This window comes from Candidatus Endomicrobiellum agilis (assembly GCF_020328115.1).
Taxonomy (GTDB): domain Bacteria; phylum Elusimicrobiota; class Endomicrobiia; order Endomicrobiales; family Endomicrobiaceae; genus Endomicrobiellum; species Endomicrobiellum agilis.
The window spans coordinates 29,240-45,328 of record NZ_JAIXMW010000006.1 but is presented as its reverse complement, the minus strand read 5'-3'; the positions used below and the strand labels follow the sequence as shown (position 1 = coordinate 45,328).

Below are 16,089 nucleotides of genomic sequence, written 5' to 3'. Positions count from 1 at the left end.
CCTTTAATATAGAAAACCGATAACACGAAAAAGCAGTTCCCATACTATTTAAGTTAACGCTGCCGGTCCACGATGACAACTCGTTACAATTTATGTTATAATTAAATTTATCATGAGAAAAAATATTATATTCCTATCGTTTTTATCACTAATAGTAGTCTGTGGAGTTTTTTACCCGCTTGTTGAATTCCTTTCAAAAGACAAAGCAAGAGATATGGAAATTATGGCGGTGGAAAAAGCCAAATCCGCCTTAAAAGTAATCGTCCCGTCTCTTAACAAAGCTCTTGAAAATTCAGACGATATAAATCTTCTTATAAATATTGAATCAGTTGCAAAAATAGAAAATATTACGACCTGCTTTATTTTGGATAAAAACAGCAAGGTAACCATACACAACAACGTAAGTGAATGGAATACAGAAAGAACCAGCGGGATTTACAATAAAGCAATAAAGCAAAAGGCTGAATTTTTACAACAAACATCCGACAAAGATTTTTTATTATTTTCAGAACCTCTCACGGATAACCACACGCTGTTTTGTGTATTTTCAGTCCAAAAAGCAAAAGAAACTGCAAAACATTGGAAAGTAAAATACTACGCCGTCGCCTCGTCCGTTGCGTTACTTATTGCAACAATTCTCTATTTTCTTTCAAAATTACTTATAATGCTGCCGTTTAAAAAAATAAAAAAATCTTTGGAGAACAAATCTTCGGAAAATATAAAAGAAGGCAAATACGATGAAATCACAGATATTTTTGTGACAGAAAGAGAAAAAATTGTAAAGAAAATAGAAATACTAGAAGAAGACAGAGAAAGCTTAAGCAAAATTATTGAGTATTCACAGGAAACGTCAATTAAAGATAGCCTGACATTTATAATCTTAAATTCACTAAACAGAGTCGTATATGCTTACGACAATACTGACAATATTTTGAAAAAAGATTTTGAAAAAAGTGGACATATACTTGAAATTTCAGAAAACCAAAATCTGATTAAGGTAATAACTAAAGCTAATGAAAACCCAGGAAAAGAAGTCAATGAATCTTTTGATAACTATACAATCACCGCAGTTTCAATAAGTACTGACGATAAAATTGCAGGAACAATCGTTAAAATAAAATAGTATTTTTTCAGACCGACTTTAAAAGATATGGAATAAAATGATAATGTCTTACATAACAATATATATATGTTTTCTTATAGCAGTGTGGTTTTTTGATGCCGCCATTTTCTGCAGACAGACCGTTTTGATGTGCTTCCGTTTTCTCTATTTTTAAAACCCTTCCTGAAATACGTTTCAAAAATTTGCATGTTTCGTACACAGCAATTCTTAAATTCTGTAAATTACTACAAATATCACTGCTATTCTGCCTTATTTCTGCTTCTGTTTCTTTTTTAACATAAATTTATTCTAAAATCTGAAAGAAAGCGCTATTCTATGAAACCAAGCAGGCTTTCTGTACGCATAACTTCCTTTTTCTTCCCCGTAAAACGCATATTCAAGACGAATTACATCGGAAACAATCCCTCCTCCAATTGTAGGATAACCGAAATTTAATCCTCCTCTTATAACAAATATACCAAATTTATACTCAGCACCGACATGCCCGCCAATACGTAGTAAATTTTTAATAGTAACCTCGCCAAAATCTGGATTCATTAAGTCTGTTAAGTCAAATGCAAAAACAAATTTGTCATTTATATATGCTGCTCCAAAGTTTAGCTTCGGATTAACTTTTGCCGTATAACAAATCTCTGAAGACCTATATGATGCTAAATTAAATTTCTTATACTCTATTTCAGAACCATAAAAATCTGCTATACTTAAACCGAAATTCCAGTGCGAATTCAAATGATATATTGTTCCCAAATCTATTCCAAAAGACTTTCCGCCAACAAAAACATACTTATCGTAATTCTCAACAATCATCATACTATCGCCAAAACTCTTTGCTCTGTATATATATTTAAAATTTGCTCCCAAAGACAATGATCCGGGAAGTTTTATTGCTTTAAGCGACGTAATTTTAAAAGCGACGGGAAGAATACCCATCGCAGCAGTTTCCATTTCAAACGACAATGGACGAAGCTTATCAAAGCTTAAATCGGCATAAGAAAAAATGCCAAAACCAAAATTCAAAGAGTTCTCGGCAACATCTATAGGTTCGGCAATAAATAAAATTTTTGGACCTGAAATAAAAATATAATTGACATTCTCCATCGCCTGTATCAATAATCTACTCTTGTCCGCAAGTGGAAGATTACCAAAATTATGCAAATCGACTTTATTGTCCTTATAGAAATTATAATAATCAAATTTCTGACTACTTACGGCAGCCTCAATAGCAGAAAACTGAACTAAACAATCACTTCTTTTTCGAGTTATACCGGCAGGGTTGTAAAAGAATACATTTTCATCATTAGAAACCGCAGTAAAAGCACCGCCCATACCCATAGGACGTAAACCTTTTATTACCGCTTCTTTTTCCTTCCGAGGTTGCGATGCAAAAGCTATTGAGCTAAAAACTAATGTTAAAACCGTTAAAATTACTATTTTACTTTTCATGGTACACTGCCATTCACAAATAAATTTTTATAAATTATATGCAATATTTACACTTGAGGCTTGTTTATTTACAATCTTATTTATTTTTCTTTAGGATTCTTACCCAGTCTGCTTTTTCTCTGGCATTCTATTGCTATATACAACAAATTGACAGAACTTATCATATCTTAGAGCAAATCAGAAGCCTGTTTTTATAAAATTGATCACTATCGGTCCGAAAATAACTATAAATATAGTCGGAAATATTAACAGTACTAAAGGGATAAGCATTTTTACGGGCGCTTCCTGCGCTTTTTTTTCGGCAGACGATGTTCTTTCATTTCTCAAGGAAATAGTCAAGCGTTTTAAAGTATCCGACATTCCCGTGCCTGATTCAAGCGACATATTTACTGTCCTGACAAAAAAGCCCAGCTGTTCAACTTCAGTTTTCTGCACCATTTCTGTCAAAGCAGCTTTTTTATCATATCCGAGAGAAACTTTTGCCAAAGCACTTCTAAATTCATCTGCTAACGGACCTTGCAGTATTTGTATGACTTTTTCAGCAGCTCCGTAAAAGTCAAGACCTGCGTCAAGCATAACCGAAAGTAAATCCGCCATATCTGGCAATTGTCTTGCTATAAGTTCTTTTCTTTTCTTGACTTCTTCCCTAATTTTCAAAAGAGGCAAAAAAAAGAAAATCAACCCAAACAACAATATTACAAAAATATCAGTACTTATAAGAATAACGACAAATAATACTCCGGCGATCATTGTAAACAATTGAAGTGCAAAAAACTGGTAAGGATTAACTCTTTCATAACTGCCGCCGATAGATTTTAAAATTACTCCAATTTTATCAATCTCAACTGTAAACTTTCTATATTTTACATAGGCTATAAGTCTGCCGAGTTTTTCGGCATTATTCATTATCACGGGCAATATAAAACTTTTACTCTCTCTTTTTTCAACAGCATTATGCACTCTTCCCGCAATTTCCATTATTCTGATGTTTACAAGCAGATAGTAAACCATAAAAAACACAAATAAACCTGAAAATACGCAAGATAATACAATCATTAAAAATCAATCTCCGTCATTTTTCTTATAATAAACGAGCCCGCGAGCACCATCGCAACTACAATCAAAAGCAAAATATTGCCCGGCAAAGTAACAAATAAAGATTTCATCATATCAGCTTCAATTATATACATCATAAATATAACTACAAACGGTATAACGCTTACAATATTTCCAGACATTCTGCCCTGCGCCGTCAGAGCAACTATTTTTGACTGGATTGCAACTCTTTGGCTTGTAGAATCGGTTATTCTGTCAAATATGCCACTTAAACTCGCTCCCGTGTTTTTAGATATCCTTATGGTGTCTATCATAAGTTTAAATTCCTTACTCTTAGAGTTCTGTGAAGTGTCTTCCAAAACTCTATCAAAACTCACTCCCAAAGCCAATTTGTCTGCCATCTTTTCAAATTCGCGCTTTATAGGATCTTTAAGTTCATTTTGAGCAGTACTAATTGCATTCTGAAGAGATTGCCCCGCCTGCACTGCACTTTTTATAACAGTTAAAGCTTCAACAACCTGTTTGTCCATTAAATTTACAAGTTTACGCCTGTTTTTATCCTTTATATACCAGTCGAAATACAGATAAAAAATACATAAAATAAATGCAAAAATAATATTATGCAGCAAAATCGCCGATAAAAGAAAAATAAACAGCGAAATAAGCGCTCTTTTCCTCTTAATAGTTAAACTCTTAAAATCAAAAGATTTTTTCTTTTTTTCTCTTATTTTTATCCCAATTTTACTTACAAAAAAATATACAAAACAAAATATAAACGCAGCGAGAGAAATAAGAAAAAATATTTCCGTCATTTGAAAATTCCCATATCTATATTTACTCCCTTTTGCGAAGCCGTATTCACAAATTCCGGAATATATCCTGAAAAAATAAAACTGCCTTTTTGGATACCGTTTTCAAAACCTCTTAAATCAAACGCAAAAACAGGTTTAATTTCATACATTCTGTCATCATCCGTTTTATTTAATATGGAAATTGAAGATATTTTTCTTGAACCGTCGGAATAACGGGTAAGCTGTACTATAATATTAATTGCAGATGCAATTTGCGAGACAATCGAGCGTTCCGGCAAATCCATCCCCGACATCAACACCATTGTCACAAGCCTTGAAACTGCATCTTGCGGCGAATTTGCATGCAAAGTTGTAAGACTGCCTTCATGTCCTGTTGACATCGCTTGAATCATATCAAGCGCTTCGCCCGAACGACATTCTCCCACAATTATTCTGTCAGGACGCATTCTTAAAGCATTTACCACAAGCCTTCTTATGTCTATTTCGCCTGTTCCCTCTGTTGACTTCGGTCTGCTTTCAAGCCTCACCACATGCTCCTGCTGAAGTTGTAATTCTGCAGAATCTTCAATGGTAACAAGTCTTTCTTTTTCAGGTATAAACGAGGATATGGCATTTAAAAGAGTAGTTTTCCCGGTTCCTGTACCGCCTGAAACAATAATATTTCTTTTTAAAATAACCGACGTTTTTAAAAACTCAACCATTGATTTACTGACGCTTCCCGACGAAATCAAAGAATCTGTCTGAAGTTTATTTTTTAAAAACTTTCTTATCGTAATCACGGGACCGTTCAAAGATACAGGTCTTATTACCGCATTTACTCGCGAACCGTCCTTAAGTCTTGCGTCAACAATAGGCGACGATTCGTCAATATGCCTGCCGACCTGAGAAACTATTCTATCTATAACGGTTTTGAGTCTGCCTTCGTCAGGAAAAGATATATTCGTCTTTGATATTTTTCCAGCTTTTTCAACAAATATGCTGTCAGGACCGTTAACCATTACTTCCGTAATTGAAGAATCGTTTAAAAAATCTTCCAAAACGCCGAGTCCTGCAATATCGTCGCAAAGCTCCTTGTAAAGCTTATCTGAAACATCTTTCGGTATAATGAGTTCTTTCTTTTTAATGATTTCGCTTATTTTATTCTTTGCTATCTGTTTTAATTTTTCACTATCTGTTTCATCGGCATAATCTTTCATTTCTTCTAAAAGCACTTTTTGAATACTGTCTCTTAATTCCTTATATACGGTTTCATTTTTATAATAATCGCCGGCAGATACATTTACAGTTCCTATTTGTGCGCTGTAAATACCAATTATATTTTCCAAAGCTGAGACGTAAGAATTTGATTTATCTCTATAAGAAAATTTCGGAGATAGCACCTGTTCCTGTACATGAAAACTGAAATCAGAGCGAATACTATTCTTAAAAATTTCAAAACCATCTAACACTTTATCCGTATGAAAATCATAGCCGACATCAAGTTTTAAAGTTATAAAATTTACATTTGACAACACAGAATTATACTCTTTTGAAATGAAAATCGCGTTCTTTTCAGATACCGCGTCTGACATATAAGGAAGAAGTACGTATCTTGATTCTTTTATAAGACCTAACGCATTACCGCTTAATTCGTCAGGCATAACAACAAAAACATATTTAAATCCGATTTCGAGAGCTGCAATAAGATATAAAATCCTTTCAATATTTATATCGCTTACCTTTGTATCTTTCAGTCCAAGCACCATACTCGCCCCGAAAGGGGACAAATAATCTCTTAAAATTTTAGGATTTATTCCAGACAAAACAGGCAGTATGTCCTCGACATATTTCATTCCATTCTTGTATATTGACCAAAAAGCTTCAGTTCCGGGAATGGAAAAATCAAGAATAATGTTTTCTTCTCTTTTATTTGCGCTTATGCAAGACAAACCATGCGCGATTATATCTCGCTGCACTATATTACATCCAGGAGCTATCAAAAGCATTATTTATTCCTTAGACGAGGTAAAGTACATCACCTTTGGACGTTTTTATTTGAAATAATTTTTTATTATTTTTTAATATTTGAATATTTTTTCATTATTTCTAAGATTTCTTTTTGGTTTATCTGTCTTGGATCTTTTGTATTTTTTTCAGGCGTTGTTATTTTTGAAACATCTTTTACAATTGAAGAAAGTTTTAAGGGTTTTATATCCGATATTTCAACATCGCCAACAGGCCTTATTATATATTTAAGGCTTCCTTTTTTCGAAGCTATAAGGATTTTCTGCGCTTCCTCAACAGATACAGCTAAAGTTACAACATTGGCATTTCCAGAATCATCATCTCGTTTTCTTACAGTTCCTATGCAATTGTTACCCACTGCTAAGACGAGAATATTTTGTGCGACTGCAAATACTGATTCCTGAAATTCTCTACTTGTATCGGAATAATCTATTATGCTGAAAATATCTATTCTTGATCCGGGAGTTAAAATATCTGATGTTTCTATATCAAAGTTTATTGATAACGCTTTTTTGCTTTCAGGAATTAAAGTGCCTATTCCGGTTTCTTGATTCGTTTTCGATATTTTCGTTGAAAGTATTTGCTCGCCTTCTTCAATCACATTCAATGATATATAAACTGCAGCACCATCGCTAGTAAATAACTCCTTTATACTTTGAAACGCTTTCGGTTGTACGAATTCCTTCGGAATATGTTTTTCAGCAAGCATATGCGGCCTTATAACTGTCCCTTGAGGGATTTTCCGCGTTGCAATAACCGCTCTCACAGGTTCAGCCATTGTTTTATACTTAATTTCCAAATCGGATAAATACATATAAGCAAAAAATGCAGAAATAAGGGCGAAAATAAGGGCAAACAATATTGTCTTTTTCATAATTTTTAACCATACTTATTTAAGTTTATCTGCTTTCTGCACCGTTTTCGTAGCTACTTCAAATTTCTCTTTAACTTTTTTTCCGAAAGCTTTATAGGCGACAAAAACAATCCCCACTATTACCGCAACAATAAGAATATACTCAACCATTCCCTGCCCTTTATGCCTTTTAATCCAACCAAAATTTAACATCCTTTCTTATCCTCTCTTTGATTTTTGGCGTTTTGGAGCGCCTTTGCTTCCAGTTCCAGACAACACCTCCGAGCGCGCTTTTATTTTTATGCTTTCTCTATCTGTTATTTTTAATACTTCCGGGATTTTATATGAGTATGTTATCTCTACAACAGACTTTTCGCCAAACACAGTTAATCCTTTTAACGTATTAAAGAAATTTTTAGGATTAAAATTTGCAACATTAAAAACATGTTCAATATCAAAAGGTTCATAATCATTTATTTCAATTTTAATATCAAGCTTTTCCGGATCAAGAGTTCTGCCGATTATATTTGTATTGCAAAGATAATTTTTAATATCGTCTTCTATATATTTTTTGCTGAAAGGAGTGTACGCAATCAAATCCGTACCATACCTAGCAGCCGTGGAAATCTGCTGCCACGTAAGCATAATACGGACAAACCATATAATCGTAAAAAGAAAAAAAATGATGAGAGGAGCAATTAAAGCAGCTTCAACAAGCGCTTGTCCTCTTGGCTGTTTAAAGCGTTTCAAACAAGACATATAATCCTAAAGCCATTTGGTTACTTAATCATCCATATATAAAATATCAGTTTACAAAAATTTAGGGGAAATGTCTATTATCAACAACATTAAAACGCTATTGCGCTCTTTTCCTTAATAAATCCCAAATAATACGCCTTTCTTTTTTACTGCTTTCCATAATTTAAGATGAATAAGCCAATATTTTAAAAACAGCTTAATAAACGATATCCTACTAGTAAAAAATGAAAATTTAAAATTCTTTCCTCAATTTGTCATCTTTATATACATAATATAGAAATCTCTAAAGGATACTGACATAATGAATTCCACAGCTTTGACTATTAGTAAATTATGACAGCATTCAAAATACTCTGACCGTAATATCCAATTTTTCAATATTGTCTTCAACGCGCCTCTTCTACTTGTCATAGAAATTGAATTTCCTTAATTCGTAATGAGTTCAAAAGCATTACTTCAGAATTAAAATAATTGTTGCCGATATCAATGCAATCGGACAAATAATTATCAATGTTTATCCCGTAATTTTGATATATCTCTATTTGCTATTACATCTCGGTCCAAATAAATTGCTTTACTAACATCGCCCAAAGAATTTTAGTTATCAGCAACCAATAGTCAGCTAATATTGTAGTTTATAACTAAACAGGCAGATTTTTGAAATCTTTTTACTTTTTTATAATTAACGCTGAACTTTTATTTTATAATTGGTTTTATCTTATTAGCGCAGTATTCCCTTATTTTGTTTATATAGTAATTGTTTGGGCAAATTAACGATAATTCGCTAAATTTTTCGCTATATACCTGCTCTCGGATTGGACTAATCCAATCCTCATACTCTGGTTTTGGCAATTCCTTTTTCAATTCTTCAGCAATTTCTTGCCGCATTATTATCGTCCTTATTTTTGTTTTTTCGTTCTTTAAAAAATTTGAAAAAAATCGTCCGGCGGACGTTCGTCGGACTTAGTATTATTAGTATATCAGATAATTAGTGAACGCTCAAAATGTTGAAAAATCAATTAGTTTTAAGATGAATTAACAAGTACCGACACATATATAATAACATATTTTTAATAAGCAAAAAGCGCAACGAGAAAACTCATTGCGCTTTTCTTAAATTTTTGTATAATATAAATCTCAAATCGTGAACGATACACGATTTGAGGTTAATTTTCTTTATAAACAGCGGAGTGCTTTTCCATCACTCCGCTACTTTTCTTAAGCTTTTTTTCACAGCAACCTCAATCGTACCTATACCACTTATTATATCTTCGCACATATCAATCAGGTCTCTGGGAGGCTCGTCAAACCTATCGCATAACCGCCTTATTAACGACTGTGCGGAAATGTAGATATTGCGTGTTTCCTTTAAAATGTCTTCACTAACGCTCTCAACGTTTTCGGGCATTATAGGCTCCTATCTATCATAATAGGACTTCGGTACTTCAATTCTGAATATCTTTCTTAACAAAGTTTTCAGAAGGTTCAGCATTAACGAATTAGGTTTATAATAGTAAGTAGGTAATGAAGATTTAGGAATTTCTTCTTTTATACTAACAGGAATTTCTTCAATAAATTCATCTGTATCCCAATCAAAAAAATGACCTTCACTAAAATAACATTCTTTACAACCTTCAGGCATATTTTTAGCAGAAGGAATTTCATCTAATAAATCCTCAAGAAAAGGCTTAATATCTGCAAATCTATAAAGCGGCTTATAACCGCCATAATATACGCCACAACATACGACAATAACGGACAGAATGACAACAACAGAATAACCGACATATTTCCCAACTGAGATACCTGTATCAGCACTATCGGACGACGGAGCAGACTTACTCGGCTCAGGTGTTGGAGCGGGAGTGTTTGAAGGTGCAAGAGCGGAAGTATTTGACGTCAGCGACTGCGTCGGAACGCCTTCGCTTCCTTTATCCTCAACAGCAGTATTCGCAGGTCTTCCATGACTAAGCGACTTATCACAGCCAGATATCAGGCATATACATAAGCATACAGATATTATTTTTTTCATTTTCATATTAAGGAATTTCCTCGCTATCGGTAGAAAGGCTAGAAAAATTAGGAGTTTCTTGGCTATAGCTGTATTCATCTACTGCAAGATTAGGGAGCGGTTCGTTTTCTACAGGATTAGGGGGTGCAACTATAGGGGGGGCAGGCTGAGGAGCAAACTCAGAATTATGAGTATCAACAAATTCATATAAAAAATATCCAAGTGAATAATAACCAACAAAAAAAATAACAATATAACCGACAATTTTACAGACCGAACAGAATAACGACCAGAGTAACGAAGAACCTGCCGACAAAACAGACATTACCGACAAGCTAGGTGTAAGCGTTGGGCTTGGCATAGGCTGTAATTCAGAAGCGGGAGCATTTGAGGACTGTGGTGCAAGAGCGGGAGCATTTGAGGACTGTGGTGCAAGAGCGGGAGCATTTGAGGACTGTGGTGCAAGAGCGGAAGCATTTAAGGACTGTGGTGCATGGCTGACGTTGTCAGCCGTTCTATTACAGCCAAACGACGAGCATATACATATACATATACATATACATATAATTTTTTTCATTTCCATATTTTCCTTATTTCCCATATTGCACGCTTTAAAATATAAAGGACAGGAGACGAAACATGAGGATACGCAAGATATTGGAAAAAATTAAAAGCTTGCTGAATTACGACGAGAATATGAAAAATCTTTATTGAAGGATTTTTTACTATAAGCCTGAATAATGATACCACTGTATCCCCAGCCAAAAAGGTTAAACTTAATTTTAACTTAGAAAAATAAGAGGGATTTGTAAGATAAATATATACAGGAAAATTAAAAGCAGAAACCATTTCTAATATCGTAAAAAACTTATTATTAAAAGAACACTTATATATCATAATAACGGAAAATACACTTACATAAAAAGATAAAAAAGAACAATAAAAATACGAGAGACCATTTCCATGCCCGCAAATTTCAGTGTCATCAAAATCATCAAAATAGTCTAAATCAGGATTAGCGTGTGCTGTTTGATTTGGTATTGGCGATGGTGTTGGAACGGGCAAATTCGCAGGGTCGGATGACAGAGGTGTGTGTTTGCCTACTCCGCTGACATCATCAAAATTTTCAGCGTTTCCGCCGCTTTGGAGCCTGCCACAGCCAAACGACGAACATATACATATACATATAAGTTTTTTCATTTTTATTCGGACAAGCTCATAATTATCTCGTAAATCTTAGGGTTATGATATTTGTGATACACCTGCCACAATCCCAAAATCTTTTTTGGTCATCATTCCGCTTTACTTATTTTTTTGCTTCAGAGCTATATTCAAAAAATGTATTTGCTCGTTCGCAACCCTTAGCTGGTTTTCCAAAGTTGAAATTCTTGCTTTAAGGTCAAACATATAACTATCTTTTGATATACCTGCCGAAATATCTTTTTTGTGTTGTTGTTCCTTTTCAAGTTCAAGATTGACCTTGTTTAACTCATTAATTTGTTCTAAAAGCGACTGATTTGTCTGTATCAAATTACTGTTTTGCTCAGAGGATTTTCGTATTTCTTCGTTCTTGCCTTTTATTTCATTTTGCAACCTTATACACTCTAACTTTAGGCTCGTTATTTGCGTGTCCAGCGACTGAACATGCCTTTGGGATTGTTCAAATTTATTTTCCATGTTAAACAGTTCTACGTTTCTATCGTCCAGCGTCTTTTTCATAACCTCTATTACGTCACTGTTTTTTCCAGAGGGGGCGACTTCTTCCGCGAAAGTGGCGTTTTTTTTTTACTCGGTGGTAAGTCTCCCAGAGGCGGGGGACCGAAAGGATTTGTGCTTGGTTCGGGGGCGACACTACTGGCAACAAACGGGTTCCTTGCGGGCGTACTTTTTCTGTCCACAATTTTAGATTTAGTACTCGGCGGTGGAAAAACTAATTTAGGTACTTCCTTTTCTTTCTTTGGATATCCGCCTTTTTTCTCTACACTGGGTCTCAGTTCAACTTTAGTTCCCTTTTTTTGGTCAAACGGTGCAAAAGTGATTTCGTTGTTTTCTTCGACCTCTTCCTTTTTGCCTTCTTTATCTGCGTTCTCTTCCTCTAGCAACTTCTTTTTCTTTGAATCGTCAGACTTCTCTTCAGGGGGGGCTTTTTTAAACTTGTCTTTTACGTAACCCCAAAAATCCTTCGTAAACACCTCATATTTATACCCTACAGCACAACAAAGCACAACTGTAGCAGTAATGGCAGTAATAGCTATCCAATGCTCTTTTGCAAATTCATAGGCCGCTTTCGGAAAACTTTTTGAGGTTTCCAAAACTCCTGGAAACACTTCATTTTCCTTAACCGAAGTATCTAATTCTTTCGTTGCTATCTGCTGTTTTTCAACGTTTGGCAACGGCTTCGGCTGAGGCTGTTTACCGCACCCTGCGGTTAGCGATATACATATACATATACATATACATATACATATACATATACATATACATATAATTTTTTTCATTTTCTAATATTCTATTATCATCTATTGTCCATAAGTGGTACCTGATTGCCAAGTAGAAGACTTAGTCTGCCGATTTCTTTTTCATATTTTTCTATAGTTTCTTTAAGTACCTGACATTGAAGCTTCCAAAGTTCGGCATTCTGTATCGCCAAATCGTAATCACCTGACAAGGCGTGAAAAGCTTGCTCGTAATACGTTCTTTTCGTTTCTTGCAATTCTCTGTTGAGGTCAAAAAGTCGGTTTTTTTTTTGCACAAATAAAGCAAACAAATTATTATATTCTTTCATACGTTCAGCAACATTTTTTTTGTTAAGGCGGTAAAAGTATAACGCCGCTATAGCAAACACAACCGCCGTCGCTGTGGATATCCACAAATAAAGATTAGACGAGTGAGGCTGTGCGTTTGTACTAATTTGCTTATCAGTCGGCTGTAATTCAGAAGCGGGAGCATTTGAGAACTGTGGTGCAGGAGCGGAAGCATTTAAGGACTGTGGTGCAGGGCTGACGTTGTCAGCCATTCTATTACAGCCAGATATTAGAACTGCGATTAAGAACAGCGATATTACTTTTTTCATTTTGTTTTTTAATATACCTGCTCTTTTAAAATAAAGGAGATTGCCATTTGTTGAGGCAGTTAAAAGGCTGAGAAAGATTGAACTTATTTCTTATTTCTTATATCTTATTTCTTATTTCGTTTTACGTTTACCCAATCAGCGGAAAATCCAGTTTGCATACCAGATTGCTCCGCTTTTTTGGGGCTTATAATTGTATTGTCTATGTTGGAATAGTATGCATTCAGATAATTCGGAAATCAGTTACTCACGGACAATCCTCGCATAGGATTGTCCTGTTTCATTCGGAAGCAGATAAGACTAATTATTTCCCGTCACTTTTTTCGTCACTTTTTTCTTTTTTATCTTTTTTATCTTTTTTATCTTCTTCTTCGGCACTTTTTTTAACTTTTTTAGGCGGAGCAGTCTTCTTCTTCTTCTCATCAGCCGACGAGCCAGAGGCATTTTTTTCCGTAGTAGAATGTAGAGGATCACTAGATTCAGTAGTCTCCTTCTTATTAGGAGTCTTAAGAGTTTTGTCATCACCAAGCTTATCGCTATTAGACTTTTTAAAACAACAATAACCACAATATTTACATACACCAAAAACAACCAAAGCAACAGCAATAATACTACCGATAGCGATGGCGGTGGTGGTGGCTGACCATTGAGAAGGCGGCCACCATAACGCAGACTGTCCCGATGGTAATGGCATTGCTGTTTCTGTCGGACTTGTCGCAGTTGTAGGCTTTGGAGTAAGCGACGGCGACGGCGACGGCGACGGCGATGGTGAAGATGACGGATTTGGCTGCTTAGCATTTTGAATACCAGTCTTGGCAGTTTCAACTTTAGACTTGTTAAGCGGTCCATTACAGCCTGAGATTAAGATTACAGCTAATAATAACGATATTACTTTTTTCATTTCTATACCTATCCTAACTTTATTTTTTCACGTTTTGCTCCAGCGCGGCAGTCGCTGATTTGAGCGCTTTTACAACTGAGTTTTTTATTTCTTTCATTGCAGCAGTAATCGGTTTAATTAGTTTCAGCGACACTCTTGAAGCAATCCTACCAGCACGATTTAGTCACAACTCATAAACATCATACTGCCGAGCTAACTATTCTTTTTCATACTTATCCTATTTTTATACGGAACAGGCAAGAGTTTTTTACAACCGACTTAAGACTGTCGCTCAACGGGCGAAGAGACTAAAATATCTTATAGCATTATTCTCTTTTTTAGCCGTCTTAACGGCGACTTATGCAGTAAGTAGTAAATCAAGTTAGTACTGCTGCTGTTTTTTCTATACCGCTATTTTTGCGGTACTTTAGTTATTTTACAATAACTCATCACATTTATCAATAATCTATATATCACGCACAGGCATTAATCTCCCGCGTATGTTTTTAGGCTGATTTGTGTTTGAGTAGTCGTTACTAATATCAAATTAGGATTAATAATTTGGCATGTAATCAGCTGGACTTAACGCGTAAGCCGTCTCTTGTTGTTAATCATTATAACATAATACTAAAATTAGCCGTTGGCGTCAATTGGCAATGAGTATATCAAATATATCTATTGCCTTACTACCGCACGACTTCGGCGTTTGGTGAAGCCAAAATAAAAAAACAATTTTGACTTTTTGTGTCACCTGTGCATACATATATATGTATGCAACAGTAACCAACAATAGCAGCCGCAACGACTATAACTCTGATAGACCTTAAACCGCCTGATTGTACTATCAAAGTCCTTTTTTGCCTGCATACAGTTATATCTAATCTGAAAACAATCTCTCTTATCCCTGCAATAATGACCACAAACTAAATCAATCTCCGCAAACGCAGGCTGTCCAAACAATATCAAACAGAGCGAAACTATAATTGTTTTTTTATTTTTATTAACATTCTCTTTTTTATTTTTTTATTTCATAAATATTTTTCAGTCTACTCTTTTCTCACCAATCAAAATTCTTTTTTCGTAATTTCAATAACCTTTACTTTCACGACAAGAGCTTCACGATAAATATAAGACTTTGCATATAATATATCATTTATGCTTTTAATAATTCCAGTAAACGTTCATATATTACCAAAACCAAAAGAAACTTTTTTTCTTCTTATTTTGTCAAAACCATCTCTACCATAGCCATCTTTGTCATAGGCAACAACACCATCACCAGCACTATTATTATCGCTACGAGATGAAGCAGCAATAAGTCCCTCATTGTAACCAAAAGTTAAGCTAACTATAAAAAGCAGAATCATTACTTTTTTCATTCTTTGATATTTCTTATTATATCTTTCCTATTGTATCTCCCTGTATTTCGCCGAGAGCTTTTGAAGCGCGTGTTACATTTGCCGCGCAGAACGACGATTAATAGTTTATGAACCAACACCTCTCAAAAAACATTCCGCGAAAGTCAGGAAATTTAAAATTAGAGGCACTTCCCCCATAAGCTGTGTCAATAACGCCAAATAAATCGGGATAACTTCTTTTTCCCACCGCTCCGCCGTCACACAGCAAACAGCTATTGGGAACTTTGTTTCCAGCAAAAGCTATCATTGCGACGGGAGAGACGCCTAAATATTTAGCTTCTGCATTTTTAGAAGATTTGTAATATATTTTGCCGTCGTTTATACCGACATCGCCGGTATTTGCGCCAATTTCAATTTTTATTTTACTATTTGAAGATAAACTTTTCAGCTGTACATAATTAAGTGTAAAGAATAAATCTGAGACGTAAGCTTTGCTCCAGGCAAAAACTCTTTGCTGTCTACAACCAACTCTAACCAAAAATCTTTCTTTCTCAAATCCATTTTCGTTATATCCGGTTTTAGTATGCTTGAAAATACACCGCTCAAAAACTTAATATTTTGATTACCCGGTCCCCCCTCTCCCCGAACAACTACTGCGTTTTTTTCTTTAGTCATATATTTATTCTGAAATTGGCCGCGCCGTTTTCTCAGGAATATTTA

General features: G+C 34.9%; 20 protein-coding genes. 1 reads left to right on the top strand and 19 read right to left on the bottom strand.

Annotation, left to right across the window (positions count from 1 at the left end):
* The first annotated feature begins 229 nt into the window (after positions 1-229).
* The gene (locus tag LE179_RS04500; protein WP_374129177.1) at positions 230-1,123 is read left to right on the top strand and encodes a hypothetical protein; all 894 of its coding nucleotides are present in this window, start codon (positions 230-232) and stop codon (positions 1,121-1,123) included.
* A gap of 288 nt (positions 1,124-1,411) precedes the next feature.
* Here LE179_RS04500 and LE179_RS04495 read toward each other — a convergent pair whose 3' ends face one another.
* The 19 genes from LE179_RS04495 to LE179_RS04405 all read right to left on the bottom strand — a co-directional run bounded on the left by LE179_RS04495 (position 1,412) and on the right by LE179_RS04405 (position 15,907).
* The gene (locus LE179_RS04495) at positions 1,412-2,566 is read right to left on the bottom strand and encodes a DUF5723 family protein (RefSeq protein ID WP_374129176.1); all 1,155 of its coding nucleotides are present in this window, start codon (positions 2,564-2,566) and stop codon (positions 1,412-1,414) included.
* Between the two features lie 177 nt (positions 2,567-2,743).
* Positions 2,744-3,622: a type II secretion system F family protein gene (locus tag LE179_RS04490; RefSeq protein WP_374129175.1), complete on the bottom strand. Its 879-nt coding sequence runs from the start codon at positions 3,620-3,622 to the stop codon at positions 2,744-2,746.
* Complete coding sequence (locus tag LE179_RS04485) at positions 3,622-4,152, bottom strand: type II secretion system F family protein (RefSeq protein WP_374129174.1); 531 nt, start codon at positions 4,150-4,152, stop codon at positions 3,622-3,624. The genes LE179_RS04490 and LE179_RS04485 overlap by 1 nt, the downstream gene beginning before the upstream one ends.
* A 278-nt stretch (positions 4,153-4,430) precedes the next feature.
* Positions 4,431-6,419, bottom strand: coding sequence for a CpaF family protein (locus LE179_RS04480; protein WP_374129173.1), 1,989 nt, complete (start codon positions 6,417-6,419; stop codon positions 4,431-4,433).
* 65 nt (positions 6,420-6,484) lie between these two features.
* The gene (gene cpaB / locus LE179_RS04475) at positions 6,485-7,312 is read right to left on the bottom strand and encodes a Flp pilus assembly protein CpaB (protein ID WP_374129172.1); all 828 of its coding nucleotides are present in this window, start codon (positions 7,310-7,312) and stop codon (positions 6,485-6,487) included.
* A gap of 15 nt (positions 7,313-7,327) precedes the next feature.
* Complete coding sequence (locus LE179_RS04470; protein WP_374129171.1) at positions 7,328-7,504, bottom strand: Flp family type IVb pilin; 177 nt, start codon at positions 7,502-7,504, stop codon at positions 7,328-7,330.
* Positions 7,505-7,510: 6 nt separating this feature from the next.
* Complete coding sequence (locus LE179_RS04465) at positions 7,511-8,050, bottom strand: TadE/TadG family type IV pilus assembly protein (RefSeq protein WP_374129170.1); 540 nt, start codon at positions 8,048-8,050, stop codon at positions 7,511-7,513.
* A 696-nt stretch (positions 8,051-8,746) separates the two neighbouring features.
* The gene (locus tag LE179_RS04460) at positions 8,747-8,938 is read right to left on the bottom strand and encodes a DnaA N-terminal domain-containing protein (protein ID WP_374129169.1); all 192 of its coding nucleotides are present in this window, start codon (positions 8,936-8,938) and stop codon (positions 8,747-8,749) included.
* A gap of 313 nt (positions 8,939-9,251) precedes the next feature.
* Positions 9,252-9,458, bottom strand: a complete 207-nt coding sequence (locus LE179_RS04455) for a hypothetical protein (protein WP_374129168.1) — start codon at positions 9,456-9,458, stop codon at positions 9,252-9,254.
* A gap of 9 nt (positions 9,459-9,467) precedes the next feature.
* The gene (locus LE179_RS04450; RefSeq protein ID WP_374129167.1) at positions 9,468-10,082 is read right to left on the bottom strand and encodes a hypothetical protein; all 615 of its coding nucleotides are present in this window, start codon (positions 10,080-10,082) and stop codon (positions 9,468-9,470) included.
* Positions 10,083-10,089: 7 nt separating this feature from the next.
* On the bottom strand, positions 10,090-10,638 hold the full coding sequence (locus LE179_RS04445; RefSeq protein WP_374129166.1) for a hypothetical protein: 549 nt from the start codon (positions 10,636-10,638) through the stop codon (positions 10,090-10,092).
* Positions 10,635-11,261, bottom strand: coding sequence for a hypothetical protein (locus tag LE179_RS04440; RefSeq protein WP_374129165.1), 627 nt, complete (start codon positions 11,259-11,261; stop codon positions 10,635-10,637). Before LE179_RS04440 ends, LE179_RS04445 begins: the two co-directional genes overlap by 4 nt.
* A 102-nt stretch (positions 11,262-11,363) precedes the next feature.
* Entirely contained in the window at positions 11,364-11,780 is a 417-nt protein-coding gene (locus LE179_RS04435) for a hypothetical protein (protein ID WP_374129164.1), read from the bottom strand.
* Positions 11,781-11,788: 8 nt separating this feature from the next.
* Entirely contained in the window at positions 11,789-12,559 is a 771-nt protein-coding gene (locus tag LE179_RS04430) for a hypothetical protein (RefSeq protein WP_374129163.1), read from the bottom strand.
* A gap of 17 nt (positions 12,560-12,576) precedes the next feature.
* On the bottom strand, positions 12,577-13,134 hold the full coding sequence (locus LE179_RS04425; protein ID WP_374129162.1) for a hypothetical protein: 558 nt from the start codon (positions 13,132-13,134) through the stop codon (positions 12,577-12,579).
* 301 nt (positions 13,135-13,435) lie between these two features.
* Positions 13,436-14,032 carry a hypothetical protein gene (locus LE179_RS04420; protein WP_374129161.1) on the bottom strand — a complete coding sequence of 199 codons (597 nt, stop codon included), beginning with the start codon at positions 14,030-14,032 and terminating at the stop codon, positions 13,436-13,438.
* Positions 14,033-14,697: 665 nt separating this feature from the next.
* The gene (locus LE179_RS04415; protein WP_374129160.1) at positions 14,698-14,931 is read right to left on the bottom strand and encodes a hypothetical protein; all 234 of its coding nucleotides are present in this window, start codon (positions 14,929-14,931) and stop codon (positions 14,698-14,700) included.
* Between the two features lie 261 nt (positions 14,932-15,192).
* A complete protein-coding gene (locus LE179_RS04410) occupies positions 15,193-15,390 on the bottom strand; it encodes a hypothetical protein (protein WP_374129159.1) in 198 nt (65 codons plus the stop codon).
* A 97-nt stretch (positions 15,391-15,487) separates the two neighbouring features.
* Positions 15,488-15,907 carry a phage tail protein gene (locus tag LE179_RS04405; RefSeq protein ID WP_374129158.1) on the bottom strand — a complete coding sequence of 140 codons (420 nt, stop codon included), beginning with the start codon at positions 15,905-15,907 and terminating at the stop codon, positions 15,488-15,490.
* Positions 15,908-16,089 lie beyond the last annotated feature (182 nt).

Excerpts from the sequence above, each read along its gene's own strand:
- LE179_RS04495 (WP_374129176.1), bottom strand. The coding sequence starts at position 2,566 with ATGAAAAGTAAAATAGTAATTTTAACGGTTTTAACATTAGTTTTTAGC.
- LE179_RS04490 (WP_374129175.1), bottom strand. The coding sequence starts at position 3,622 with ATGATTGTATTATCTTGCGTATTTTCAGGTTTATTTGTGTTTTTTATG.
- LE179_RS04485 (WP_374129174.1), bottom strand. The coding sequence starts at position 4,152 with ATGGACAAACAGGTTGTTGAAGCTTTAACTGTTATAAAAAGTGCAGTG.
- LE179_RS04480 (WP_374129173.1), bottom strand. The coding sequence starts at position 6,419 with ATGCTTTTGATAGCTCCTGGATGTAATATAGTGCAGCGAGATATAATC.
- cpaB (WP_374129172.1), bottom strand. The coding sequence starts at position 7,312 with ATGAAAAAGACAATATTGTTTGCCCTTATTTTCGCCCTTATTTCTGCA.
- LE179_RS04470 (WP_374129171.1), bottom strand. The coding sequence starts at position 7,504 with ATGTTAAATTTTGGTTGGATTAAAAGGCATAAAGGGCAGGGAATGGTT.
- LE179_RS04465 (WP_374129170.1), bottom strand. The coding sequence starts at position 8,050 with ATGTCTTGTTTGAAACGCTTTAAACAGCCAAGAGGACAAGCGCTTGTT.
- LE179_RS04460 (WP_374129169.1), bottom strand. The coding sequence starts at position 8,938 with ATGCGGCAAGAAATTGCTGAAGAATTGAAAAAGGAATTGCCAAAACCA.
- LE179_RS04455 (WP_374129168.1), bottom strand. The coding sequence starts at position 9,458 with ATGCCCGAAAACGTTGAGAGCGTTAGTGAAGACATTTTAAAGGAAACA.
- LE179_RS04450 (WP_374129167.1), bottom strand. The coding sequence starts at position 10,082 with ATGAAAAAAATAATATCTGTATGCTTATGTATATGCCTGATATCTGGC.
- LE179_RS04445 (WP_374129166.1), bottom strand. The coding sequence starts at position 10,638 with ATGAAAAAAATTATATGTATATGTATATGTATATGTATATGCTCGTCG.
- LE179_RS04440 (WP_374129165.1), bottom strand. The coding sequence starts at position 11,261 with ATGAAAAAACTTATATGTATATGTATATGTTCGTCGTTTGGCTGTGGC.
- LE179_RS04435 (WP_374129164.1), bottom strand. The coding sequence starts at position 11,780 with ATGAAAAAGACGCTGGACGATAGAAACGTAGAACTGTTTAACATGGAA.
- LE179_RS04430 (WP_374129163.1), bottom strand. The coding sequence starts at position 12,559 with ATGAAAAAAATTATATGTATATGTATATGTATATGTATATGTATATGT.
- LE179_RS04425 (WP_374129162.1), bottom strand. The coding sequence starts at position 13,134 with ATGAAAAAAGTAATATCGCTGTTCTTAATCGCAGTTCTAATATCTGGC.
- LE179_RS04420 (WP_374129161.1), bottom strand. The coding sequence starts at position 14,032 with ATGAAAAAAGTAATATCGTTATTATTAGCTGTAATCTTAATCTCAGGC.
- LE179_RS04410 (WP_374129159.1), bottom strand. The coding sequence starts at position 15,390 with ATGAAAAAAGTAATGATTCTGCTTTTTATAGTTAGCTTAACTTTTGGT.